A 23,237-nucleotide genomic window follows, 5' to 3' on the forward strand; every position below is an offset into this window, starting at 1 on the left:
CGCGCCTGGTAAGTGATTAGAAACGGAAGGTTGCAGTTGCAACAACCTGGCGCTCCGCGCCCCAGTAGCACGCGTATTCGCTGTAGCAACTGGATACGTACTCACGATCGAACAGGTTGTTCACGTTGATCCCCACTGACGATCCTGGCAGACCAAAACGCGCCAAATCGTATTTCACCATGGCATCCATCAATGCATAGCCAGCCACGTTGAAGGCGTCGTTTTTCTTCCCGGAGTCCGTATCATTTTTGTAGTAGCTCACCGTCGAGCCGATATAACGCGCGCCGGCCCCGACCGTCAGACCGCTCAGCGCGTTCTCGTGGAAGGTATAATCCGCCCACAGCGATGCCATGTTGCGCGGAACTTCCGCCGGACGCTTGTCTTTAAATACGGTATCTTCGGTGTACTGCGCATCGGTATAGCTATAGGCCGCAGTCAGGTTGATATTGGCATTGACGGCCGCTTTTGCTTCCAGCTCAAAACCGCGCGAGCGAATTTCACCTGTTTGAACGCTATGAACTCCATACGGATCATTGGGATCCGCCGTCAGGTTTTTGTCTTTGGTCAGTTGATAGACCGCTGCGGTCACCACCACCGGCATATCTTTCGGAACGTATTTCACGCCCGCTTCATACTGCTCGCCGCGGGAAGGATCGAACGGCTTGTTTTCGCGGGAAGTGCCGGAAACCGGTTCGAAGGACTGGCTATAGCTGAAGTACGGAGAGATGCCGTTGTCGAACAGATAGTTAATACCGCCACGCCAGGTAAACTGCTGATCGTGGTTTTCCACGAGAGCGTCAGAAGAGCGCGTCAGGGTGGAAGCCATGGCGTAATCATAGCGACCACCCAGCGTCATCACCCATTTTTCCCACTCCATCTGATCCTGAGCATACAAGCCGGTCTGCTCCATGCGGTTCAGCACCGCGTAGGGGAAGTTCACATTGACGTTAGCATCGCCGTATTGCGGGTTGTTCATGCTGATACCATCGGCAGAACCGTAATCGGCATTCACATCGTTACGCATGCGCGAGTAATCAACGCCGGTCAGCAAGGTATGGTTGACCGCGCCGGTGGCAAAGTCAGACTGCAGTTGAGTATCAACGGTGAACGTATTGAGATGTTCATCAGAGCGCACATAGGCGCGGTTGATTTGGCCCGGAGCCGAGTAGCCATTACCGTATACGGAGCGATAAAGCGTCTTCACGTCGGTATAGCGCAGGTTCTGGCGCACGGTGAAGGTGTCATCGAACTGATGCGAGAAGCTGTAGCCAACCATCTGCTGACGGCGGGACATCTTGTTATCCGGCTCGCCTTCGTTGTAATCAGTTGGCAGTTTATGGGCGTTGCCGTTGGCGTCATAATACGGTACCACGGTCCCTTCACGAGGCAGCCAGCCGTAGTAACCCGCATATGGATCGTTCTGGAAGTTGCTCAGGAAAGTGAAGTCGGTTTTATCGTCCGGACGCCAGCTGAAGGAAGGCGCGACCGCATAGCGAGTCGATTTCGCCATCTGCTGCTGCGCATCCTGGCTGCGGCCTAAACCGGTCAGTCGATACGACCATACGCCGCTATCATCAATGGCATCGCTGAAGTCAAAACCGGTCTGCCACAGATTATCGGTGCCCATCTTGAATTGAATTTCTTTCAACGGTTCGGCCATCGGACGCTTGCTCACCATGCTGACGATACCGCCAGGGTTGCTGTTGCCGTACAGCACCGATGTTGGCCCCCGCATCACTTCCACTCGCTCAAGGAAGTAAGGGTCCATCGACACTTCGGAATAGTTGTTCCCCTGCAGCTTCATGCCGTCCAGATACTGGTTGGTATTGACCGTTGTGGAGGTTGTGAAGCCGCGAATGGTCACCACGTCATAGGTGGTAGAGCTGCCACGGGTGGAGAACACGCTCGGCGTATAGGACAGCGCCTCTTTCACCGTAGTCGGCTGCTTCATGTCCATCTCGGCACGGGTGACAATGGAGACAGACTGTGGTGTTTTTTCAATCAGGGTATCGGTTTTGGTCGCCGTCGCCGAATGTTTCGCGGCGATAGTGGGTGCCGGACCCCATGCACTCTCTTGCGGGGCAGGTGCCGCGATAACGGTGATGGTTTCTTCTTGCTTCGGTTCGACTGCTGCCTGCGCATAGACAGACATGCCGCTAACCGCCGTGGCTACTACGACTGCGATTTTACGCAGCGAGTGATTTGGCTGAGCAGTTTTGGGACGCGCCATGGGTATATCTCTGATGGAAGTGAATGATAACGTAAACGAGAATTATTATTATGACTGTTGGCATAATAGGCGAAACGCAGAATGCAAGGCAAGTGATATGCCCCGCGCTGAAGACTGAAGGATGAAATAATAACCAGGCAGTTGTTGTGGGGTTAAGTGACTGTTAAGTCATGTGCAGAAATAAAAAAGCCCCCTGATACCTTTGTATCAGGGGGCCTGGCGACGACGATCAGTTACTGCCGAACATATCCTTAATCCAGCCTGCTACGCCATCGCTCTTTTCCTGCTTCGCTGGCTGTTGCTGCTGTGGCTGCTGTTGCACCGGTTGCTGCTGCCCGGACTGATTGAACGGATTGTTCTGCTGCTGCTGCTCCAGTTGCTGCTGTTGCATCTGTTCACCCTGGCGACACAGCACATCCGGCGTGGTTGTCCAGACCGGAAGCGAACGCATCCCCCCGCTACATACGAAGTTGCCATTGCTGTCCACGCCCATGTCCACCACGTCTTCCGGCGCCGTCAACACCAGCGGCGTTGGCGTCTGGTTAGCCAGATAGCGCTGGTAAATAGACATCGCACCGCTGGCACCGTAGAGTTTCGTCGGCTGGTTGTTATCGCGCCCCACCCAGGTAATGGTCACCTGGCTCCCGTCGATCCCGGCAAACCAGGTATCGACGTTATTGTTGGTGGTCCCGGTTTTCCCTGCCAGGTGCAGACCCGGATACTTCGCGCCAAGCTGACGACCGGTACCGCGCTGCACAACCTGCTGCATGGTCCACAGCGTCATGTACGCCGCCTGCGCCGGCACCACCCGCTCTGCCTGTGGATAGCTCTGATACAGCACGGTACCATCTTCGGCGATGACCGAACGCAGCGCCGAAAGCGTCGCGCGGTTACCGCCGCTGGCGATGGTCTGGAACGCCTGCGCGACTTCGATCGGCGTCAGGTTCAACGCCCCGAGAATCATCGCCGGTACCGGATGCAGTTGATCTTTTGGCGCGCCCAGTTTGACCCAGGTGTCGGTTATCGCCGGCAGACCCAGCGCCATTCCGAGGTTAACAGTCGGCACGTTCATCGAGCGCGTCAACGCATCCACCAGCATCACCTGACCGCTAAAGCGGCGATCGTCGTTCTGCGGGGACCAGGTTTGACCGTTTGACAGACGGAGGGTGATCGGTGCATCGGCAATCGAGGTGTTCAGGCGATACTGGTTAGGTAAACTCAGCGCCGTCAGATAGGTCGCCGGCTTCGCCAGAGAACCGATTGAGCGGCGGGCCTGCATCGCGCGGTTATAACCGGCAAACTGCGGTTCGGCACCGCCGACCATCGCCCGCACTTCACCCGTAAAGCGGTCAACCACCACCATCGCGGTTTCCAGATCCGGCAGCTTGCGCTGTTTTTTCAAGGCCGGAATGCCGTCGGTCGCTGCTTTTTCGGCCGCATCCTGCGCGACAGAGTCAAAGGTAGTAAAGATCTTCACGCCGGAGAGATCTTTCACCTTATCACCCAGTTTCGCCTGCAGTTCCTGACGAACCATCTGCATAAACGCCGGCTGTGGAGAGATCACGCCACCGCGCGGCTGCACACCCAGCGGACGCGCGCTCAGCATGTCATACAGCTCCTGATCAATCACATTCTGCTGCTGCAGCAGACGCAGCACCAGGTTGCGTCGTTCCAGCGCCAGCTTCGGATTACGCCACGGGTTGTAAATCGATGCGCCTTTCACCATCCCGACCAGCAGCGCCTGCTGATCGAGACTGAGCTCTTCGACCGGCCGACCAAAGTAATAGAGGCTCGCCAGCGGAAAGCCACGAATTTCGTTGTCACCGCTCTGACCGAGGTACACCTCGTTCATATACAGCTCAAGGATACGATCCTTGCTATAACGCGCATCAACGATCAGCGCCATATAGGCTTCGTTCGCTTTACGCCAGTAAGAACGCTCGCTGGAAAGGAACAGGTTTTTCACCAGCTGCTGGGTCAGCGTACTGGCCCCTTGCACCGTGCGCCCGGCCGTCAGGTTCGCCAGCACCGCACGACCAATCGAGTACAAGCTAATCCCATCGTGTTCATAGAAGTGACGGTCTTCGGTCGCCAGCAGCGTATCCACCAGCAGATCCGGGAAGCCACTGCGCTTCACAAACAGACGCTGTTCGCCATTTGCCGACTGCAGCATGGTAATCAGCCGTGGATCGAGACGGAAGAAACCGAACTGGCGGTTGTTCTCCATATTCTCAATCGTCTCCAGATGATCGCCGTCAAAGGTCAGACGTGCGCGCACCTGGCCTTCTTTACTATCAGGGAAATCAAACGGACGACGGATCATCTCAATGCTGTTGGCCTGCACGGTGTACTCGCCGGGGCGCGTCATCGCGCTGACCTGACGGTACTGCGTGGCATTCAGCAGACGAATCATTTCGTTTTTGCTGATCTGCATATCCGGTTCGAGGTTAACCATGCGGCCATAGACCGCCGCCGGAAGCTCCCAAACCTTGCCGTCGATACGGCTACGGATTTTCTGATCGAGGTAGACACCGTAAGCGGCAACCACCACCGCCATCACGATCCCTAGTTTGAACAGCAGCCATAGCCAGGTCCGTTTACGGCGAGGCTTGTTACCTTTGCCTTTTGCTTTCTTCGGCATCGGCTCTTCATCCTCATAATCATCGTCGTCGTAATCGTCGTCATAGTCCTCATCCCGAACCCGACGACGAGTCACTTTTTGTTTTGCCGGACGCGAGGGCTTTCCCTTACGTCCGATACGCTCGCGGTCATCTCCCGCCATGCTTTTTCTCCGCAACTTTCAGGCGTAAAAGCCCGATTCTCAATACTTCCTCTTGAAAGAGGAAGAAGATATCTCTCAAATTCAAGCCCGGAGGTCTCAACCCGCAGGCAACGACCTCGGTATCACAGCGCTTCGCGTCTCAGGGCACGCTCATGATGTACGTTTATGCACTCTTTGAGTATTCATAATATAAATCATAATGTTACACACATCGCCTGACGAGAATTTTGGGACATAGCACAAATAGTCCAGGTGACACAGGATAGCACTAAACCGGGACAGGCTTAACCAGCATTTTACGCCCTCACGACGTAACAAAAGCGAAAATATCCTCGCCGTTCATCGCCTCAACGGTCTGCCTGAAAGCCTCTTCAGCGATAAAAAGCAAAAGTCTCAGCGCTGGATGAATATTATATTCTGCGTGTAACAAGCAATATTCTGGCAAAGAAGTCAGAGAGACATTAAACCGTTTGGCGATAAAAACCGAAGCACATTAACAAATAGCGATAATAATATGTCCTGATGACAGTATGGAAATATTTTTTAAACTGTCCTTCAGTTAACCCCATCTGTTTAAGATATTATGCGAACTTCCGTTATATTTCCGCTGCTGATGAACGCCGTTCTCGCGGGTTGCCAGCAGAAGCGTTCGTCTATGCTCAGCCCCGCCGTCAGCAACGCAGCGTAGCTGGAACAACTCTCTTCCGTGGCCGCCGGCGAACGTTATGTGAAAAAATGCGGCAGGACCGGACGCCGGAAGCCACAAAATGCGGCCAGTTTAATTACCAGCTGGTGCCATTTATTAATAGCTTACGCAGTCAATAAAATGACGATATAGCCTTCCTGGTATTTATTTCACACCGTTTTACTCCCCTTGAGGGATATTTTTAATAATGTCTCCCGGCCAGTCATCGAGGGCGGGAAGGGGAAATGTCTTACTATTAAAACAGAACAGCGTGACGACCTGCCGAATTGGCTCAATCACCAGATTCGGCAACGGCGATGCCCCCGCTCTCCAGGGCTGACCATTTAAAACGATGCTGCGTTTCTCCACCGACAGCGCCTAAACATGCGCGCTATCTCGCGGCGCAGGCGGCCCAGCGGATCTGCTTACGCCAGGGCGCCCTTTGCACTACAGCGCCACTGGCAGTGAGCTGCTGCTGTGGACTCAGACGCTATAACCGGAGCTCGACAAGCGCGGCTACGAATACTTTTTGGTACGCCGCGTCGGAGCGCTATTGGCCGGGTCGTCCGGCCAGACATGTTTGGGGTAACGCCCCTTCATCTCTTTTTGCACCTCGCGATAGGTCCCCTGCCAGAAAGCGCTGAGGTCACGGGTAATCTGCAGCGGACGCTGGGCAGGCGACAGCAGTTCCAGCACCAGCGCGATCCGGCCCTGAGCTATCGTCGGCGTGGCGGCTTCGCCAAACATCTCCTGCATACGCACCGCCAGCGCGGGCGGATTGTCGGCATGGTAGCGGATCGCAATCCGGCTCCCGGTCGGCACCGTGTAGTGGGTTGGCAGTTCGCTGTCCAGCGTCTGTCGCAACGGCCACGGCAGCCAGTTTTGTAGCGCCTGACGCACATCCAATGCTTTCAGCGCCCGCAGCGAGTGTACTCCGCTCATCTGTGGTAGCAGCCAGGCTTCAAGTGAATCCAGCAGCGAGGCGTCGTCGGCGGCTGGCCACGCCTCTTCTGGCAACCATTGTGCCGCGCAGTGCAGGCGCAGGAGCAGCTGTTCGGCTTCCGGTGTCCAGTTAAGCACGCCGAGGCCCTTATCGCGGATCCCGTTGAGCATCGCCTGATGCAGCTCCTGTTCCGAGGGCTTCGCCAGCGGCTGAGTTTTTAACACCAGTTGACCAATGCAGGTGCGTCGCCAGGCCTTCAGCGTTCCCTGCGCCTCATCCCATTCGACGGTGTCGGAACACTGCGCCAGCCCGGGACATTGCGCCAGCAGCGCATTGACATCCAACGGCAGCGCCAGGAGAATCCGCGCATCCGGCGAGGCGCTGCCCTGCAGGAGCAGAGGCGCAATCAGCCATTCGTGGCGCCCGAGCGCATCGTCGGCGTCCAGCATCGCCCCCATCCCATTGGCGAGCTGATAGCGCCCTTCCTGACCACGGCGACGGGCGATCCGATCGACAAATGCCGGCGCCAGCAGCGGCGCCAGGCGTTGTGCATCGGGCTGACCATCGCGGCTGCCCAGCCGCTTCAGAAGCTGCTGCGCCCGCTGCTGCCAGTTCGGTTGCTGGCGGGCAAACGCCGCGCCGAGATCGCTGTTTCCGCCGCGCGGGGGCTCTTCGAGGATCGCTGCCAGTTGCGCCGCGGTCGCCGCATCATCCGAATCGACTGCCGCTGTCAACATGGCCGCGAGACGTGGGTCGTTACCCAGCGAGGCCATTTTGCGCCCGCGTGCCGATAACCTGTCGCCCTCCAGCGCCGATAGCGCCGTAAGCAAGCGTCGGGCCGCGGCCAGGTTTGCCTCAGGCGGTAAATCGAGCCAGTTCAGTTGCGCCGGATCGTGGCATCCCCACTGTAAAAGCTCCAGCAGCAGCGCCGACAGATCGCTGTGCAGTATCTCAGGATCGCTCTGGACCGCCGCGCGTTCCGCCTGCTCTTTGCCGATTAAATGCAGACAAATCCCTGGTTCCAGACGGCCAGCGCGACCGGCGCGTTGGGTCATTGAGGCCTGACTGATGCGTTGCGTAATCAGTCGGGTTAAGCCGGTACGGGCGTCAAAGCGGGCGACGCGCTCCTGGGCGCTATCAACCACCAGCCGGATGCCTTCGATGGTTAAACTGGTCTCGGCAATATTGGTCGCCAGTACCACTTTGCGTTTGCCTTCCGCTGCGGGGAGAATCGCTTTACGCTGCTCGCTCAGCGGCAGCGCCCCGTACAGCGGGCAAAGCACCACATCGTCGGCCACCCGCTCGGCCAACTGTGCCTGTACCCGCTGAATTTCCCCTACGCCTGGGAGGAACAGCAGCAGCGAGCCGCGTTCCTGGCGCAGCAGTTCTGCAGCGGCGATGGCGACCGCTTCATCGAAACGCTGATGCGCGGCAAGCGCCTGAAAACGTTTTTCCACCGGGAACGCACGTCCCTCAGAGGAGATGGTCGGCGCTGAGGGCAGCAGCCGCTGCAGGCGATCGTTATCCAGCGTCGCGGACATAATCAGCAGTTTAAGATCATCACGTAGCCCCTGCTGGACATCGAGCAACAGCGCCAGCGCCAGATCCGCCTGCAGGCTACGCTCGTGGAACTCATCAAGGATCACCAGCCCGACGCCGCTCAGTTCGGGATCGTGCTGAATCATCCGCGTCAGGATGCCCTCAGTCACCACCTCCAGCCGCGTATGCGGTCCGACGCAGGTTTCGGCGCGCATCCGGTAGCCGACGGTCGCCCCCGGTTTCTCACCCAGCAGTTCGGCCAGACGTTGTGCCACGTTACGGGCGGCTAAGCGCCGCGGCTCCAGCAGGATAATGCGCCCGTCGATATGGCCATCGGCGAGTATTTGCAGCGGCAGCCAGGTTGATTTCCCGGCGCCGGTTGGCGCATTGAGTAATACCTGCGGCGCCTGCTGCAGTGCGGAAAGAAGTTCAGAGAGGACGGCGGCAACCGGCAATTGGGACACGAATGGATCCGGAGGTTAACATTTGCGGGCAAGCATTGTAGCATCCTGATAATTCATTACCGAGTCTCTATCATGTCCGAGCCGAAAAGGCTGTTTTTCGCCCTTGAGCTGCCTGCTGAAACCCAGCGGCAAATCGTTCACTGGCGCGCGGCGAACTTCCTGGAAGATGCCGGACGGCCGGTGGCCGCGGATAACCTGCACCTGACGCTGGCCTTTCTCGGCGAAGTCAGCGCGGATAAGCAGCGTGCGCTGGCGGCGCTGGCCGGGCGCATCCGCCAACCCGGTTTTACGCTCACGCTCGACGATGCCGGCCAGTGGCTGCGTTCCCGCGTAGTCTGGCTCGGTACCCGCCAGCCTCCGCGTGGCCTGCTGCAACTGGCCAGCATGCTGCGCGCCCAGGCGGCACGCAGCGGCTGCTATCAAAGCCCGCAGCCGTTTCATCCGCATATAACCCTGTTGCGCGAGGCCCGCCACGCGGTACCCATTCCGCCGCCGGGCTTCAACTGGACCTTTACCGTCAGTGAATTTGTGCTTTATGAATCCCGTTTTTCCCGCGGACGCACCCGCTACACCGCGCTGGAACGTTATCCCTTTAACAAGGAAAGCTGATGCAGTTCAATCCACCTTTACAATCCGCCACCCTGATTAAACGTTACAAACGATTTTTGGCGGATGTGGTCACCCCTGACGGTCGGGAGCTGACGCTGCACTGCCCGAATACCGGCGCAATGACCGGCTGCGCGACCCCCGGCGATACCGTCTGGTACTCCACCTCCGATAATCCGAAACGCAAATACGCCCATACCTGGGAATTAACGCAAACCCAGCGCGGCGCGATAATTTGTGTTAATACTTTACGCGCAAATGTACTGGCAAAAGAGGCGATACTGGCGGGGAACATTGTCGAACTTTCTGGCTATAACCGTTTGAAAAGTGAAATAAAATACGGCGAGGAAAAGAGTCGTATTGACATTATGTTACAGGCAGAAGAACGACAAAACTGCTATATTGAAGTGAAATCGGTTACGTTGGCGGAAAATGAAAGCGGTTATTTCCCCGATGCCGTTACCGCGCGCGGTCAAAAGCACCTTCGGGAGCTGATGAGCGTGGCAGCAGCAGGCGACCGGGCGGTAATTTTGTTCGCTGTGCTCCATTCAGCGATTGACCGTTTCTCACCCGCGCATCATATTGATGCCAGATACGCACAGCTGTTGATTGAGGCGCAAACCAAGGGGGTGGAAATTCTCGTTTATAAAGCGGAACTTTCTACCAAGATGATGGCTCTGAATAAGCCGATTACTGCGGTGTTAACTCCCAGTAAATAAACGGCTAAATTGTGTCCGGGTCGCGAGCGCAAATACGCTTTTCTTCACAGGGTTGTCAAGTGTAACGTTTAGATAATTGCTATCCGGAAAAGCATCTGCTATTTATAGCGGCCTGATTTTTCCCCCAACATGGGGATCGATAGTGCGTGTTAAGGAGAAGCAACATGCAAGAAGGGCAAAACCGTAAAACATCGTCCCTGAGTATTCTCGCCATCGCTGGGGTGGAGCCGTATCAAGAGAAGCCGGGCGAAGAGTATATGAACGAAGCCCAGCTGGCGCACTTCAAGCGTATTCTTGAAGCATGGCGTAATCAACTCAGGGATGAAGTGAATCGCACCGTATCGCACATGCAGGATGAAGCAGCTAACTTCCCGGATCCGGTAGACCGTGCCGCCCAGGAAGAAGAATTCAGCCTGGAACTGCGTAACCGCGACCGCGAACGTAAACTGATCAAAAAGATCGAGAAAACGCTGAAGAAAGTCGAAGATGAGGATTTCGGCTTCTGCGAATCCTGTGGCGTTGAGATTGGCATTCGCCGTCTGGAAGCGCGTCCGACCGCTGACCTGTGCATCGACTGCAAAACGCTGGCGGAAATTCGCGAAAAGCAGATGGCTGGCTAATCCGCTTCGCTATCGTATCTCCGGCGGGAGTCTCTCCCGCCTACATGTTTTATTAGTCGCCCCATGAATGACGCACACTATATTGGCCGCTTTGCCCCCTCACCTTCCGGCGAACTTCATTTCGGATCTTTGATTGCCGCTCTCGGTAGCTATCTTCAGGCCCGTGCGCACAACGGTATCTGGCGCGTACGCATTGAAGATATCGATCCGCCGCGTGAAGTCCCCGGCGCCGCCAGTACGATTCTGCGCCAGCTAGAGCACTACGGCCTGCACTGGGACGGCGAAGTGCTGTGGCAGTCGCAGCGTCACGAAGCCTACCGCGAACGGCTGGCCTGGTTACACGAACAGGGGCTTTGCTATTACTGCACCTGCACCCGAGCCCGTATTCACGCCGTCGGTGGCGTGTATGACGGTCACTGCCGCGATTTACGACTCGGCGCACACGGCGCCGCCCTGCGCTTACGTCAGACGCGACCGGTGCTCGCGTTTTATGACCGTCTGCGCGGCACTCTCGTCGCCGATGAGGCGCTGGCGCGGGAAGATTTCATTATCCACCGCCGTGACGGCCTGTTCGCCTATAATCTGGCGGTGGTCGTGGATGATCATTTCCAGGGGGTCAGCGAAATCGTCCGCGGTGCGGACCTTATCGAGCCGACGGTACGCCAGATTTCGCTGTATCAGCATTTTGGCTGGCAGGCGCCGGACTATGTCCATCTGCCGCTGGCAGTGAATGCCCAGGGGAATAAACTCTCCAAACAAAACCACGCCCCGGCGCTGCCGGAGGGCGATCCGCGTCCCGAAATTATGCGGGCGTTAATGTTTCTTAATCAGGATATTGAGCAGGAATGGCGAGCATTAAGTATTGAGGATCTACTGAAGAATGCGGTAACCAACTGGGGCCCGCAAAAAATCCAGCATTCTCAAATGACTCTTGCTGAGCTATGATTAGCCGCTATTTTTACTCGTCGCCTTTCAAGTTGCTCCTGCGTTGGCTGCACTTGTTCCCCCCAGTCACATAGTTTTCTATGCTCCGGGACTCACAAGTTTGCCGCCTTGCTGCAACCTGAAATTCATAGAGTAATTTTTTGTTCTGAAGTCCGTCTGACACTACGAGGTGCAACATTTTTACCCGAGTCGCTAATTTTTGCCGTAAGGTGCTAAGCCGTGAAGAGCGCGACGCAGAAGCCGCCGTTGAACAAACGCATATGACGGTTATCCCGCGTGAACAGCATGCAATTTCCCGCAAAGATATCAGTGATAATGCCCTCAAGGTGCTCTATCGACTGAACAAGGCGGGCTATGAAGCCTATCTCGTCGGCGGTGGCGTACGTGACCTTCTGCTTGATAAAAAACCTAAAGATTTTGACGTGACGACCAGCGCGACGCCGGATCAGGTTCGTAAACTGTTCCGCAATTGTCGTCTGGTGGGTCGTCGTTTCCGCCTGGCACACGTGATGTTCGGGCCGGAAATCATCGAAGTCGCCACCTTTCGCGGCCACCATGAAGGGCACACCACCGATCGTGTGACTTCACAGCGCGGCCAGAACGGGATGCTGCTGCGCGACAACATCTTCGGCTCGATCGAAGAAGATGCCCAGCGTCGCGACTTCACCATTAACAGCCTGTATTACAGCGTGGCCGATTTTACCGTGCGCGACTACGTCGGCGGCATGAAAGATCTGCAGGAGGGGATGATTCGCCTGATTGGCGATCCGGAAACCCGCTACCGTGAAGATCCGGTCCGCATGCTGCGCGCTGTACGCTTTGCCGCCAAGCTCAATATGAACATCAGCGCGGAAACCGCCGAGCCGATTCCGCGTCTTGCCGCACTGCTCCACGATGTCCCTCCGGCGCGTCTGTTCGAAGAAGTGCTGAAGCTGCTGCAGGCAGGCTATGGGTATGATACCTACATGCTGCTGCGCGAATATAACCTGTTCCAGCCGCTGTTCCCGACCATCACCCGCTACTTTACCGAGCGCGGCGATAGCCCGATGGAACACATCATTACCCAGGTGCTGAAGAATACCGATAACCGCATCCACAACGATATGCGTGTTAACCCGGCGTTCCTGTTCGCGGTCATGTTCTGGTATCCGTTGCTGGAAATGGCGCAGAAAATTGCCCAGGAAAGCGGTCTGGCCTACAACGACGCTTTCGCGCTGGCGATGAACGATGTGCTGGATGAAGCCTGCCGTACGCTGGCCATTCCGAAGCGTATTACCACTCTGGTTCGCGATATCTGGCAGCTACAGCTTCGCATGTCCCGCCGCCAGGGTAAACGCGCCTGGAAGCTAATGGAACATCCGAAATTCCGTGCCGCCTACGATCTGCTGGAGCTGCGGGCCGGCGCCGAGAAAAATGGCGAACTGCAGCGTCTGACCAAATGGTGGGGCGAGTTCCAGGTTGCGGCGCCGCCAGATCAAAAAGAGATGCTTAACGAGCTCGATGACGAACCCGCGCCACGCCGCCGCCATCGTCGCCCGCGTAAACGCGCCCCGCGTCAGGGTGGCGCATGACCCGCGTCTACATCGCGATCGGCAGCAATCTGGCTTCTCCTCTGGCGCAGGTCAATGCTGCCGTGACGGCGCTGGCTGCCATCCCGGACAGCCGGATCGTTGCCGTCTCCTCTTTTTACCGCACGCCGCCGCTGGGACCGCAGGATCAGCCTGACTACCTCAACGCCGCCGTCGCCCTGGAGACGGCACTGCAGGCGGAATCCTTGCTGGATCATACCCAACGCATTGAGCAGCAGCAGGGCCGTCAACGCAAAGCCGAACGCTGGGGGCCCCGAACGCTAGACCTCGATATTATGCTGTTTGGCGATGCCGTGATTCACAGCGAGCGCCTGACGGTACCGCACTACGATATGAAAAACCGTGGTTTTATGCTGTGGCCGCTGTATGAGATTGCCCCGGCACTCCATTTCCCGGACGGCACCACTCTGCACCACGTGCTGGAAAACCTTGGCGCCGAAAAGCTGGCGATCTGGTAGTTTCCCTTTCCCCATGTTTAGCCATTATGGCAATCGTCGGTATCGGTTGCCTAAAACCATTGCCCCTCTGAATGCTGCTGTTAGAATGCCGGTTAATGTGACTTTCATCATCAGGAAACGTTATGAAACCGACCACTATCGCCCTGCTGCAGAAATGCAAACAGGAAAAGCAGCGCTTCGCCACCATCACCGCCTATGACTACAGCTTTGCGAAGCTGTTTGCCGATGAAGGGATCAACGTGATGCTGGTAGGTGACTCACTGGGTATGACGGTGCAAGGGCACGACTCGACCTTGCCGGTAACCGTCGAGGATATCGCCTATCACACCCAGGCGGTACGCCGCGGCGCCCCCCATTGTCTGCTGCTCGCTGACCTGCCGTTTATGGCCTATGCCACCCCGGAACAGGCCTTCGCTAACGCCGCCATCGTGATGCGCACGGGCGCCAATATGGTCAAGCTTGAAGGCGGCGCCTGGCTTACGGAAACGGTAAAAATGCTGACGGAACGCGCAGTGCCGGTTTGCGGTCACCTCGGTCTGACCCCGCAGTCGGTCAATATTTTTGGCGGCTATAAAGTGCAGGGCCGCGGCGATGCGGCGCAGGCGCTGTTCGACGACGCGCTGGCACTGGAAGCCGCTGGCGCACAGCTGCTGGTCCTTGAGTGCGTCCCGGTCGAGCTGGCTCAACGTATCACCGAGGCGTTAACCATTCCGGTTATCGGCATTGGCGCGGGTAACGTCACCGACGGGCAGATCCTCGTGATGCATGACGCTTTCGGGATCACCGGCGGCCATATTCCTAAATTTGCTAAAAATTTCCTCGCTGAAGCGGGCGACATACGCGCCGCAGTGCGGCAGTATATTGCCGACGTGGAGTCCGGCGTTTATCCGGGCGAAGAACACAGTTTCCATTAAGGAGTCTTGTTGTGCTGATTATTGAATCCCTGCCGCTGCTGCGCCAGCATATTCGCCGTTTGCGCCAGGAAGGTAAGCGTATCGCGCTGGTTCCCACCATGGGCAACCTGCACGACGGTCATATGCAACTGGTGGATACCGCAAAAGCCAGCGCCGATGTCGTGGTGGTCAGTATCTTCGTCAACCCGATGCAGTTCGATCGTCCTGACGATCTGTCGCGCTATCCGCGTACGCTGCAGGATGATTGCGAAAAGCTGAACAAACGTAAGGTGGATTTTGTTTTCGCCCCCGCGTCGGCAGAGATCTATCCGCACGGTACCGAAAATCAGACCAGTGTGGATGTACCGGGGCTGTCAACCATGCTTGAAGGAGCCAGTCGTCCAGGTCACTTCCGCGGCGTATCGACCATTGTCAGCAAGCTGTTTAACCTGGTCCAGCCGGATGTCGCCTGCTTTGGCGAGAAAGACTTCCAGCAGCTGGCGCTGATTCGTAAAATGGTTTCTGATATGGGTTACGATATTGAGATAATCGGCGTGCCGATTATTCGTGCTAAAGATGGTTTAGCGCTGAGCTCGCGCAACGGCTACCTCACCGCAGAGCAGCGTAAAATTGCGCCGGGCCTCTACAAAGTGCTGAGCGCCGTTGCCGACAAGCTTGCCACCGGTGAACGTAACCTGGATGAAATCATTACCCTTGCCGGACAGGAGTTGAACGAGAAAGGCTTCCGCGCCGACGATATCCAGATCCGGGATGCGGATACGCTGCTGGAGCTAACGGCAACCAGTCAACGTGCGGTGATCCTGATGGCCGCATGGCTGGGGCAGGCGCGGTTGATCGATAACCACATCGTCGAGCTGGGCCAGTAGACAAGGGTTAAAAATCTGGCAATATTGCCGGACATTTACTCAAAGCGGATGTCATGTCCGCTTCGTATCATTAAGGTATAGACCCTGACTCATCCGCTTGCAGAGCGGTGGCAGGCAAGAGCATTACGGTCCCCCAGCAGGGAAAGTCGCTCGCCCGCCACGCCCCTGCACGCTGAAGCAGGACGGGAAGAAAGGTAGACATCATGATTCGTAATATGCTGCAGGGTAAACTCCACCGCGTAAAAGTCACGCAGGCCGACCTGCACTATGAAGGTTCCTGCGCCATTGACCAGGATTTTCTGGATGCGTCCGGTATTCTTGAAAACGAAGCGATCCACATCTGGAACGTGACCAACGGCAACCGTTTCTCCACCTATGCCATTGCCGCCGAACGTGGCTCCCGAATCATTTCGGTGAACGGCGCTGCCGCGCACTGCGCCAGCGTGGGTGACATTCTGATTATTGCCAGCTTCGTCACTATGCCTGACGAAGAAGCCCGCCGCTGGCAGCCGAAAGTGGCCTATTTTGAAGGCGACAACGAAATGAAGCGCCAGGCAAAAGCCATTCCGGTACAGGTTGCCTGATAGCCGATAGCTGACGGTGCGCCGCCCAGGCGGGGCACCGTTTATTTATAATAGAATACTCAGGATAAGCGTCTTTGAATTGCAGCCGTTATATAAACCACTATTGCCACGATGAGCAGTGAAGCAATACAAAGCGACAGAAAGTAATACTTATCCCATATATCACCAGATATAACTTCTGTATAGCGCCTGATCAGATAGTAGATTTTGACTTCAGGTATAAATAAAAATAGCAGTACGAAAACTACTGTATATAGTAATGCTTCGCCAATCCATAATAGTGCGTATTGTATCCGTTTCATTAGTACACCTGGAGAGCTGACGGTGCGTCGCCCAGACGGGGCACCGTTTATTTATATAGAATACTCAGGATAAACGTTTTTGAATCGCAGCGGCTATATAAACCACTATTGCCACAATGAGCAGTGAAGCAACGCAAAGAGCCAAAAAATAATACTTATCCCATGTAAAATCGGACATAAATCCTGTTAATTCCGTAATCAGTCTGTACATCTTTATTTCTGGTATTAGCACGTATAACAGGACAAACACAACTGTAAACAGCAATGCTTGCCCAAACCATAATAGTACGTATTGTATTGGCTTCATTAGTACACCTGTACGGTACCGAAAGCAGTTAATGACGCTGTTACCTGTATTGTGGGCGTATTAAGCAACGCAGCACGTAACAACATGAAATCAGATAAACGGGGTAAAGTAATACAACCTTCACTTACACCTTGATAACCTGCAGGATGAAGCCTGAAGTTCCCTCTTCGAACATGACCAATAAATGTATAATCATCAATCTGTGAACCGTGTCGATACAGGGCAAACCATATCGAACGATCCGAACCAGAAATAAACGACGCTAAAGAATCACTGACCATCGTAACGACTCCTCCGGTACCACGCGTAATGAGATAGTACAGGCCAGTCGGTAATGGTCCAATAGAGGGTACAGCCACCGCATCAGGATCGTTACGTGATGTTCCGGTACCCGAATAGGCAGGGAAAAAACCGATTCCTGGGCAACTAAGGTTACTTAGCTGATTTCCATTCAGACAGAAAGTACATCGAATCATCGCTCATTCCATGCGTCAGAAAAGAGAATATTGCCATCACAATGTTTCCATGTGATTTTTTCATAACGTAATGAAACTGCTTCCAGATGATTATATTTTTCAGTTGCCGGATTTTTACAATCATGCATCATTGGACAAATAGAGATAACCTTAACGTTCTCAAGTAACATATTGAAGCATTCTTATTCCTGTCCACCGTCGTTAATTTTATACCATTTAACTTCTACGCTTTTCAGCGTTTGCCCCTTTGCTACGGCTTTATAAATATATGGACTTGATGAATCAAATTCTTTTTGAAATATTAATGGTGAATGTAGACGTGTCCCCGTAATCTTACCGGTGCTGTTATCGGTTGGAAGATGTAAACCATGACTAAACCCAAGAACTTCAATACTCCCTTCACGATCCTGAACATCAACCGCGCCTTTGATATCAGCACCGCCATCATCTTTCATCCATAAATAAGCCGGAATGGCCATTCTGTACATCCTTTTTCTATGATTAGAACAAATAACCATAAATAAAAAATGGAGTTTATGCTATCGAATAAATTCTAAAAATAAATAAGATGATTAATGGACTGATATAATAAAGAACCTGCTCAGAAACTCACCTATGGGGTATCTGATAGCACATCACAGGCAATGAGATCTTATTCGTAGCGCTATTTTTCCGCTCCGTGAGTACGTTTAGCCAAAACTTTGCGCCTGCATTTTCCGCCATCGTACGCGTTTTCAGCCCCGGACCGTCACCCTTTATCCTTGCGGCTGATTGCTGATCAACCGCGACATCGTCGCCAGCGAATCGGTCCGCAGAATATAGAGCCTTTTTAGTAAGAACGGGTTATCGCCCGGCTTCACCTTCCCTCTCACCGTGGTCACCGCCATATGAAAACCGGCGTCGTTCGCCGCCTCGATCGCCGTCGCGTTATAGCCGCCGAAGGGATAAGAAAGATAGAGCACATGCGGATTGAACTGCGAAAGCGCGCGCCGTGAATGCTCAAAATCAAACAGAATATTATGGTAGCTGCGACTCAACAAAATCGGATGGCGTAGCGCATCCACCCGGTGCAGGAAGTGCGTATGCGACTGTATATCAAAAACGTCCTGAATCTGCTTCAGCTCGGAAACACTCATAAATTGCAGCGATTTCGGATCCCACTTCTGCGGGTGGCGTTTGATACGCGATGAGATAATAAATGCCGTCGCGTGAAAACCATACTGCTTCAGAATCGGGTACGCGTAGCGGTTAACCGACTTCAGACCATCGTCGAAGGTAATCACCACCGAGCGGGCCGGCAGATTGATTTTATTACGCAGATAGCCTTCCAGCTGATACATCGTCAGCGTGGTGTAGCCCCGGTCGCGAAGCCAGGTCATCTGGTTGCTGAAGGCGCGCACAGAGGTCGTGGTAGAGGTGTGGCGAAAACGGGTATTCTCTTCATCACGCAAAATATGGTGGTAGGTCAGCATCGGGATACCGCGATCTTCCTGAGCATCCAGGCTGCTGATCCACGCCAGTCGGTTACCAAGGCGAATTTGAAACCAGGTCTGGTTGAGGCGATCTTTCAGCTTACTGATAATGGGATAGCGCAGATTATTTGCCAGAGTGCCAAACGGCGCGCTGCCGACGGCAGGCGCATTGTATACCGGCGTATCTTTCCAGGTGAGCAGATTCTGGTTACTTAGCGGTTTATGCAAATCGCCAAGACTGTCTTCAACTCGCTGCTTGCCCTGCACCGGTTCGAGGTGGCCTTTATCAATAAAGCCGGTGCCAAAACCGAAGCTGAATTCATAATAATCGGCGGACGTCGGCACCACGGCGATAATTTGCCCGGCCCGAATGTTCCCCACGCTCATCACGTCATTGCCGACCTGCGCCCAGATAACCGCATCTTCCGTCGTTTGCATGTAGCGAGCGGGCATGCCCTGCTGGCTAAGCAGGCTGGCTGAAGCGCTGAGTGATGTCAGCAAAAAGAACAGGGCAACAATTCGGACAAACATGCAGGACGGACCGGTAGAGAAATCAGCCGCCATTGTAACAAAAGCGGCATCAATACCAACGCTTAATTCCCGAACGCATCATGGCGCAGGCGGAAAGGCGGATTTTTTTGCTGCTGGTGCCAGAGGCTGCTGACGACCGAGCCTCCGCTGCTCACGATCGCATTGCGAAACGCTTCGCTGCTCAGGGTGTAGCGCAGAAGATACATGCTCTCCAGTAATGGATAGCTGATACCGGAGATCACTTCGCAGTGGGTATGTTTATGGCTCATCAGGGCCGCCACGCGATAGGGAGGTGCCCCGGTGTTGTCGGTCAAAAAAATCACGCCATCGCCGCTGTCCGTGGCGTGTAGCGCATCGCACATCATCCGGCTCAACATATTGCTGCTAAGATTACGCCAGTAATTTACCGCCCGGCATTGCGCCAGCGGACCAAACTTTTTTTCCAGACGATCCAGCAACTCCTCCGCCTTCTCATCATGACAGGTAATCACCCAACCCAACATAGACAGCCTCCTTAGCAGAGAAACACTGTAACAAAGGGGATGGCGCAGATGAGTGATGACAGTCAAGATTAGCGGATAGCGCCTCACCTGGAGGCCAGGCGCTAATTGCCGACGCGCGGTTAGCTACGCAGACCGCGTCCTCGCTGGATCAGATACCAGCACAGGGCGTAGAACAGAACAATAAAGACCACCAGTACGCCAAAAGTGGTCAGCAGCGGCACATCGTTGATACCGAGGAATCCATAGCGGAAGCCGCTGATCATGTAAACAATTGGGTTAAGGTGCGACAGCGCCTGCCAGAAGGGCGGCAGCAGAGTCAGGGAGTAAAATACCCCACCGAGGTAGGTCAGCGGCGTCAGCACAAAGGTGGGGATCAGGCTGATATCATCAAAGGTTTTGGCAAAAACCGCGTTCAGCAAACCCGCCAGAGAAAAGAGGATCGCGGTCAGAATCAGCGTCAGCCCAACGAACAGCCAGGAATGCACCTGGAACGGCACGAAGAACAACGAGATAGCAGTAACCAGAATCCCTACGCACAGCCCGCGAGCCACCCCGCCGCCAACATAACCGGCGATAACCACGTGCGTCGGCACCGGTGCCACCAGCAGCTCTTCGATATTACGTTGAAATTTCGCGCTGAAGAACGAGGAGGCCACGTTGGCGTAGGCGTTGGTGATCACCGCCATCATGATCAGACCCGGCACAATAAACTGCATATAGGTAAAGCCATGCATTTCGCCGATCCGCGAGCCGATCAAATTGCCAAAGATGACAAAATAGAGGGTCATCGTGATCACCGGCGGTACCAGCGTCTGGATCCAGATACGCATAAAACGGTGAATTTCCTTAGTCCAGATGCTTTTCAGCGCGATCCAATAAAGCTGCATCATGCTGATTCTCCTTTTCTGCCCTGCACCAGCGTGACAAACAGCTCTTCCAGCCGGTTGGCTTTGTTACGCATACTTAACACCTGAACCCCCTGAGCACTCAGTTGGGCAAATACACTGTTAATTCCCTGCTCACGCAGAACCTCGACTTCCAGCGTGGAGGTATCCACCAGACGATACTGGTAACCTTCCAGCGTCGGCAGCGGGCTTTTCGGTGCCAGATCGAGGATGAACGTTTCTGATTTCAACTTGGCAAGCAGCGCCTTCATCGAGGTGTTTTCCACCAGCTCTCCCCGTTGAATAATCCCGATGTTGCGGCACAGCATTTCCGCCTCTTCCAGGTAATGGGTGGTCAGGATGATGGTGGTGCCTTTATCGTTCAAATCCTTGAGAAAACCCCACATCGAGCGGCGAAGTTCAATATCCACCCCGGCGGTGGGCTCATCAAGGATCAGCAGTTTGGGTTCATGCATCAGCGCACGGGCAATCATCAGACGTCGCTTCATCCCGCCGGAGAGCATCCGCGCACGTTCATTGCGCTTCTCCCATAGATCGAGCTGTTTTAAGTACTTTTCGCTGCGCAGAAGCGCTTCTTTATGCTCCACGCCGTAATAACCGGCCTGGTGAACCACGATCTGCTGAACGGTTTCAAACGGGTTGAAGTTGAACTCCTGCGGTACCAGCCCGAGCTGACGCTTGGCATTCACCACGTCCTTTTGCAGGTCGTAGCCAAAGACATTGACCTCGCCGGAGGTTTTATTTACCAGGGAACTGATAATGCCAATCGTGGTGGATTTCCCCGCCCCGTTAGGGCCGAGCAGCGCATAAAAATCCCCGGCTTCCACCTGCAGATCGATTCCACGAAGCGCCTGAACCCCGCCGGGGTAGGTCTTGGTGAGCTTTTTTAATTCCAGAGCAATGGTCATTAAATATCTCTTCTCGTGTCATGACACGCGATGGGTTGTTTTAAATAAAGTGAGGTTAACCTATATTAGCCCAACGCACTTACTTGGTTACAGGTCGTAAACGTCCATGAATGATATAGATACACTCATCAGCAATAATGCACTATGGTCAAAAATGCTGGTGGAAGAAGACCCCGGTTTTTTCGCAAAATTGTCACAAACGCAGAAGCCGCGCTTTCTGTGGATTGGATGTTCTGATAGCCGTGTTCCTGCGGAACGGTTAACCGGCCTTGAGCCCGGTGAACTGTTTGTCCACCGTAACGTAGCCAATCTGGTGATTCATACCGACCTGAACTGTCTTTCCGTGGTGCAGTATGCCGTTGACGTACTGGAAGTCGAGCATATCATCATCTGCGGCCACTACGGCTGCGGCGGCGTGCAGGCGGCAATAGAAAACACCGAGCTGGGACTTATCGACAACTGGCTGCTGCATATTCGCGATATCTGGTTCAAACACAGCTCGCTGCTGGGCGAAATGCCCGAAGAGCGCCGACTGGATACGTTATGTGAACTGAACGTCATGGAGCAGGTTTATAACCTGGGCCACTCGACTATTATGCAGTCGGCGTGGAAGCGGGGGCAGAAGGTCACCCTCCACGGCTGGGCCTACGGTATTCATGACGGGCTGTTACGCGATCTTGATGTGACCGCCGTCAGCCGCGAAACTCTCGAACAGCGCTACCGTCACGGAATTTCCAACCTCAAGAGCAAACACGTCAACCACAAGTAAGCCGCCCGCTTCAGAAAACCCCGGCAGCACGGCGCGTCATCGCTCGGGGTCGGGGTCGCATGAAACCTTACTCGTCCAGCAGTACCACTTTGCCGACGTACGGTAGATGGCGATAGCGCTGAGCATAATCAATCCCGTAGCCGACCACGAACTCATCCGGGATAGCAAAGCCAACAAACTCTACCGGCACGTTCACTTCACGACGGCTCGGCTTATCCAGCAGCGTACAAATAGCCAGAGATTTCGGCTCACGCAGGCTGAGAATTTCACGCACTTTAGACAGCGTGTTGCCGGAATCGATAATGTCTTCCACAATCAGTACGTCTTTGCCGCGAATGTCTTCATCCAGATCTTTCAGGATCTTAACATCACGGGTCGTCGACATGCCGCTGCCGTAGCTGGAGGCGGTCATAAAATCGACTTCATGCGGCACCTGTACTTCACGGCACAGGTCGGCCATAAACATAAATGAGCCGCGCAACAGCCCCACCAGCACCATTTCACTGCCGCTGTCTTTGTAGCATTCGTTGATTTGACGACCCAGTTCGGCGATACGCGCTTTGATCTCGGCTTCCGGGATCATCACTTCTACAGTATGTTTCATTAAACTAACCATTTGATTCTTAATATAAATCATCAACACCGCTGCGAATGCACCGACATTGACCGGCAAGCTATGCAGTATACCAGTAAAAAGAAATATGCGATGCAGGGAATCATAAAGCCCATTTTGTGATTCCGATCACACTTGTTAAATCCTATAATTAATTGCAATTAAAAATTAACAAACAACCGAGTGTCTTTCTATGGCAGAAACAAAGTCTCAACAATCACGGCTTCTCGTGACGCTGACAGCTCTCTTTGCAGCGTTCTGCGGCCTGTATCTTCTTATTGGTGGCGTATGGCTGGCAGCCATTGGCGGCTCCTGGTATTACCCTATTGCTGGCCTGATCATGCTGGCCGTCACCGTGATGCTGTTACAGGGCAAACGCACAGCGCTCTGGCTCTATGCCGCGTTGCTTCTCGCCACCATGATCTGGGGCGTCTGGGAAGTCGGTTTTGACTTCTGGGCGCTGACGCCGCGTAGCGATATTCTGGTCTTCTTCGGCATCTGGCTTAT

Annotated in this window: 19 protein-coding genes and 2 pseudogenes; 11 read left to right on the plus strand and 10 right to left on the minus strand. The window is 54.6% G+C overall.

Translation table 11 applies throughout. The features are described 5' to 3' along the window. Nucleotides 1-16: 16 nt before the first annotated feature. The 3 genes from fhuA to hrpB all read right to left on the minus strand — a co-directional run bounded on the left by fhuA (nt 17) and on the right by hrpB (nt 8,643). Nucleotides 17-2,230, minus strand: a complete 2,214-nt coding sequence (gene fhuA, locus ACZAHD_RS07405) for a ferrichrome porin FhuA (RefSeq protein ID WP_462456201.1) — start codon at nt 2,228-2,230, stop codon at nt 17-19. Between the two features lie 229 nt (nt 2,231-2,459). Continuing rightward, on the minus strand, nt 2,460-5,012 hold the full coding sequence (gene mrcB, locus ACZAHD_RS07410; protein ID WP_462456202.1) for a bifunctional glycosyl transferase/transpeptidase: 2,553 nt from the start codon (nt 5,010-5,012) through the stop codon (nt 2,460-2,462). A gap of 1,201 nt (nt 5,013-6,213) precedes the next feature. After that, nucleotides 6,214-8,643, minus strand: a complete 2,430-nt coding sequence (hrpB, locus tag ACZAHD_RS07415) for an ATP-dependent helicase HrpB (RefSeq protein ID WP_462456203.1) — start codon at nt 8,641-8,643, stop codon at nt 6,214-6,216. A gap of 72 nt (nt 8,644-8,715) precedes the next feature. On the opposite strand from hrpB, the gene thpR reads away from it, so the two are divergent. From thpR to panD, 9 genes are all read left to right on the plus strand, one after another. Next, nucleotides 8,716-9,252 (plus strand): RNA 2',3'-cyclic phosphodiesterase, encoded by a 537-nt coding sequence (gene thpR / locus ACZAHD_RS07420; protein WP_462456204.1) that lies wholly within the window; start codon nt 8,716-8,718, stop codon nt 9,250-9,252. Beyond that, the gene (gene sfsA, locus ACZAHD_RS07425) at nt 9,252-9,968 is read left to right on the plus strand and encodes a DNA/RNA nuclease SfsA (protein WP_462456205.1); all 717 of its coding nucleotides are present in this window, start codon (nt 9,252-9,254) and stop codon (nt 9,966-9,968) included. Before thpR ends, sfsA begins: the two co-directional genes overlap by 1 nt. 164 nt (nt 9,969-10,132) lie before the next feature. Next, on the plus strand, nt 10,133-10,588 hold the full coding sequence (gene dksA, locus ACZAHD_RS07430) for an RNA polymerase-binding protein DksA (RefSeq protein ID WP_462456206.1): 456 nt from the start codon (nt 10,133-10,135) through the stop codon (nt 10,586-10,588). 63 nt (nt 10,589-10,651) lie between these two features. Continuing rightward, entirely contained in the window at nt 10,652-11,533 is an 882-nt protein-coding gene (gluQRS, locus tag ACZAHD_RS07435; protein ID WP_462456207.1) for a tRNA glutamyl-Q(34) synthetase GluQRS, read from the plus strand. 176 nt (nt 11,534-11,709) lie between these two features. Further along, nucleotides 11,710-13,104 (plus strand): polynucleotide adenylyltransferase PcnB, encoded by a 1,395-nt coding sequence (gene pcnB / locus ACZAHD_RS07440; RefSeq protein ID WP_462456218.1) that lies wholly within the window; start codon nt 11,710-11,712, stop codon nt 13,102-13,104. After that, complete coding sequence (folK, locus tag ACZAHD_RS07445; protein WP_462456208.1) at nt 13,101-13,580, plus strand: 2-amino-4-hydroxy-6-hydroxymethyldihydropteridine diphosphokinase; 480 nt, start codon at nt 13,101-13,103, stop codon at nt 13,578-13,580. The genes pcnB and folK overlap by 4 nt, the downstream gene beginning before the upstream one ends. A gap of 122 nt (nt 13,581-13,702) precedes the next feature. Then, nucleotides 13,703-14,494, plus strand: a complete 792-nt coding sequence (gene panB / locus ACZAHD_RS07450; RefSeq protein WP_462456209.1) for a 3-methyl-2-oxobutanoate hydroxymethyltransferase — start codon at nt 13,703-13,705, stop codon at nt 14,492-14,494. Between the two features lie 11 nt (nt 14,495-14,505). Continuing rightward, nucleotides 14,506-15,360, plus strand: coding sequence for a pantoate--beta-alanine ligase (gene panC / locus ACZAHD_RS07455; RefSeq protein WP_462456210.1), 855 nt, complete (start codon nt 14,506-14,508; stop codon nt 15,358-15,360). Between the two features lie 203 nt (nt 15,361-15,563). Next, a complete protein-coding gene (gene panD, locus ACZAHD_RS07460; protein ID WP_004858002.1) occupies nt 15,564-15,944 on the plus strand; it encodes an aspartate 1-decarboxylase in 381 nt (126 codons plus the stop codon). 608 nt (nt 15,945-16,552) lie between these two features. Here panD and ACZAHD_RS07465 read toward each other — a convergent pair. From ACZAHD_RS07465 to ACZAHD_RS07490, 6 genes and pseudogenes are all read right to left on the minus strand, one after another. Beyond that, nucleotides 16,553-17,029: a DUF2778 domain-containing protein gene (locus ACZAHD_RS07465; RefSeq protein ID WP_462456211.1), complete on the minus strand. Its 477-nt coding sequence runs from the start codon at nt 17,027-17,029 to the stop codon at nt 16,553-16,555. Beyond that, nucleotides 17,026-17,508 (minus strand): annotated as a pseudogene (locus tag ACZAHD_RS07470) (Hcp family type VI secretion system effector). Before ACZAHD_RS07470 ends, ACZAHD_RS07465 begins: the two are co-directional and overlap by 4 nt. 276 nt (nt 17,509-17,784) lie before the next feature. Continuing rightward, nucleotides 17,785-19,032 carry a polysaccharide deacetylase family protein gene (locus ACZAHD_RS07475; protein ID WP_462456212.1) on the minus strand — a complete coding sequence of 416 codons (1,248 nt, stop codon included), beginning with the start codon at nt 19,030-19,032 and terminating at the stop codon, nt 17,785-17,787. 62 nt (nt 19,033-19,094) lie between these two features. Next, nucleotides 19,095-19,535, minus strand: a complete 441-nt coding sequence (locus ACZAHD_RS07480) for a PTS sugar transporter subunit IIA (protein WP_462456213.1) — start codon at nt 19,533-19,535, stop codon at nt 19,095-19,097. Between the two features lie 119 nt (nt 19,536-19,654). Beyond that, nucleotides 19,655-20,425 (minus strand): ABC transporter permease, encoded by a 771-nt coding sequence (locus ACZAHD_RS07485; protein WP_462456214.1) that lies wholly within the window; start codon nt 20,423-20,425, stop codon nt 19,655-19,657. Beyond that, a complete protein-coding gene (locus tag ACZAHD_RS07490; protein ID WP_462456215.1) occupies nt 20,422-21,348 on the minus strand; it encodes an ABC transporter ATP-binding protein in 927 nt (308 codons plus the stop codon). The genes ACZAHD_RS07485 and ACZAHD_RS07490 overlap by 4 nt, the downstream gene beginning before the upstream one ends. A 106-nt stretch (nt 21,349-21,454) precedes the next feature. On the opposite strand from ACZAHD_RS07490, the gene can reads away from it, so the two are divergent. Further along, nucleotides 21,455-22,117 (plus strand): carbonate dehydratase, encoded by a 663-nt coding sequence (gene can, locus ACZAHD_RS07495; RefSeq protein ID WP_462456216.1) that lies wholly within the window; start codon nt 21,455-21,457, stop codon nt 22,115-22,117. A gap of 67 nt (nt 22,118-22,184) precedes the next feature. Here can and hpt read toward each other — a convergent pair whose 3' ends face one another. Then, nucleotides 22,185-22,721: a hypoxanthine phosphoribosyltransferase gene (gene hpt / locus ACZAHD_RS07500; RefSeq protein WP_015585135.1), complete on the minus strand. Its 537-nt coding sequence runs from the start codon at nt 22,719-22,721 to the stop codon at nt 22,185-22,187. Between the two features lie 202 nt (nt 22,722-22,923). Between hpt and ACZAHD_RS07505 the strand changes: the two are divergent. Beyond that, a pseudogene (locus tag ACZAHD_RS07505) lies at nt 22,924-23,237 on the plus strand (membrane-bound PQQ-dependent dehydrogenase, glucose/quinate/shikimate family); the annotation flags it as partial.

The sequence above is a fragment of the Raoultella sp. genome (assembly GCF_039594335.1).
Taxonomy (GTDB): Bacteria; Pseudomonadota; Gammaproteobacteria; order Enterobacterales; family Enterobacteriaceae; genus Klebsiella.

What these genes read in the sequence shown, in the direction of transcription:
- fhuA (WP_462456201.1), bottom strand. Translation starts at nt 2,230, where the DNA reads ATGGCGCGTCCCAAAACTGCTCAGCCAAATCACTCGCTGCGTAAAATC.
- mrcB (WP_462456202.1), bottom strand. Translation starts at nt 5,012, where the DNA reads ATGGCGGGAGATGACCGCGAGCGTATCGGACGTAAGGGAAAGCCCTCG.
- thpR (WP_462456204.1), top strand. Translation starts at nt 8,716, where the DNA reads ATGTCCGAGCCGAAAAGGCTGTTTTTCGCCCTTGAGCTGCCTGCTGAA.
- sfsA (WP_462456205.1), top strand. Translation starts at nt 9,252, where the DNA reads ATGCAGTTCAATCCACCTTTACAATCCGCCACCCTGATTAAACGTTAC.
- dksA (WP_462456206.1), top strand. Translation starts at nt 10,133, where the DNA reads ATGCAAGAAGGGCAAAACCGTAAAACATCGTCCCTGAGTATTCTCGCC.
- gluQRS (WP_462456207.1), top strand. Translation starts at nt 10,652, where the DNA reads ATGAATGACGCACACTATATTGGCCGCTTTGCCCCCTCACCTTCCGGC.
- folK (WP_462456208.1), top strand. Translation starts at nt 13,101, where the DNA reads ATGACCCGCGTCTACATCGCGATCGGCAGCAATCTGGCTTCTCCTCTG.
- panB (WP_462456209.1), top strand. Translation starts at nt 13,703, where the DNA reads ATGAAACCGACCACTATCGCCCTGCTGCAGAAATGCAAACAGGAAAAG.
- panD (WP_004858002.1), top strand. Translation starts at nt 15,564, where the DNA reads ATGATTCGTAATATGCTGCAGGGTAAACTCCACCGCGTAAAAGTCACG.
- ACZAHD_RS07465 (WP_462456211.1), bottom strand. Translation starts at nt 17,029, where the DNA reads ATGATTCGATGTACTTTCTGTCTGAATGGAAATCAGCTAAGTAACCTT.
- ACZAHD_RS07475 (WP_462456212.1), bottom strand. Translation starts at nt 19,032, where the DNA reads ATGTTTGTCCGAATTGTTGCCCTGTTCTTTTTGCTGACATCACTCAGC.
- ACZAHD_RS07480 (WP_462456213.1), bottom strand. Translation starts at nt 19,535, where the DNA reads ATGTTGGGTTGGGTGATTACCTGTCATGATGAGAAGGCGGAGGAGTTG.
- ACZAHD_RS07485 (WP_462456214.1), bottom strand. Translation starts at nt 20,425, where the DNA reads ATGATGCAGCTTTATTGGATCGCGCTGAAAAGCATCTGGACTAAGGAA.
- ACZAHD_RS07490 (WP_462456215.1), bottom strand. Translation starts at nt 21,348, where the DNA reads ATGACCATTGCTCTGGAATTAAAAAAGCTCACCAAGACCTACCCCGGC.
- can (WP_462456216.1), top strand. Translation starts at nt 21,455, where the DNA reads ATGAATGATATAGATACACTCATCAGCAATAATGCACTATGGTCAAAA.
- hpt (WP_015585135.1), bottom strand. Translation starts at nt 22,721, where the DNA reads ATGAAACATACTGTAGAAGTGATGATCCCGGAAGCCGAGATCAAAGCG.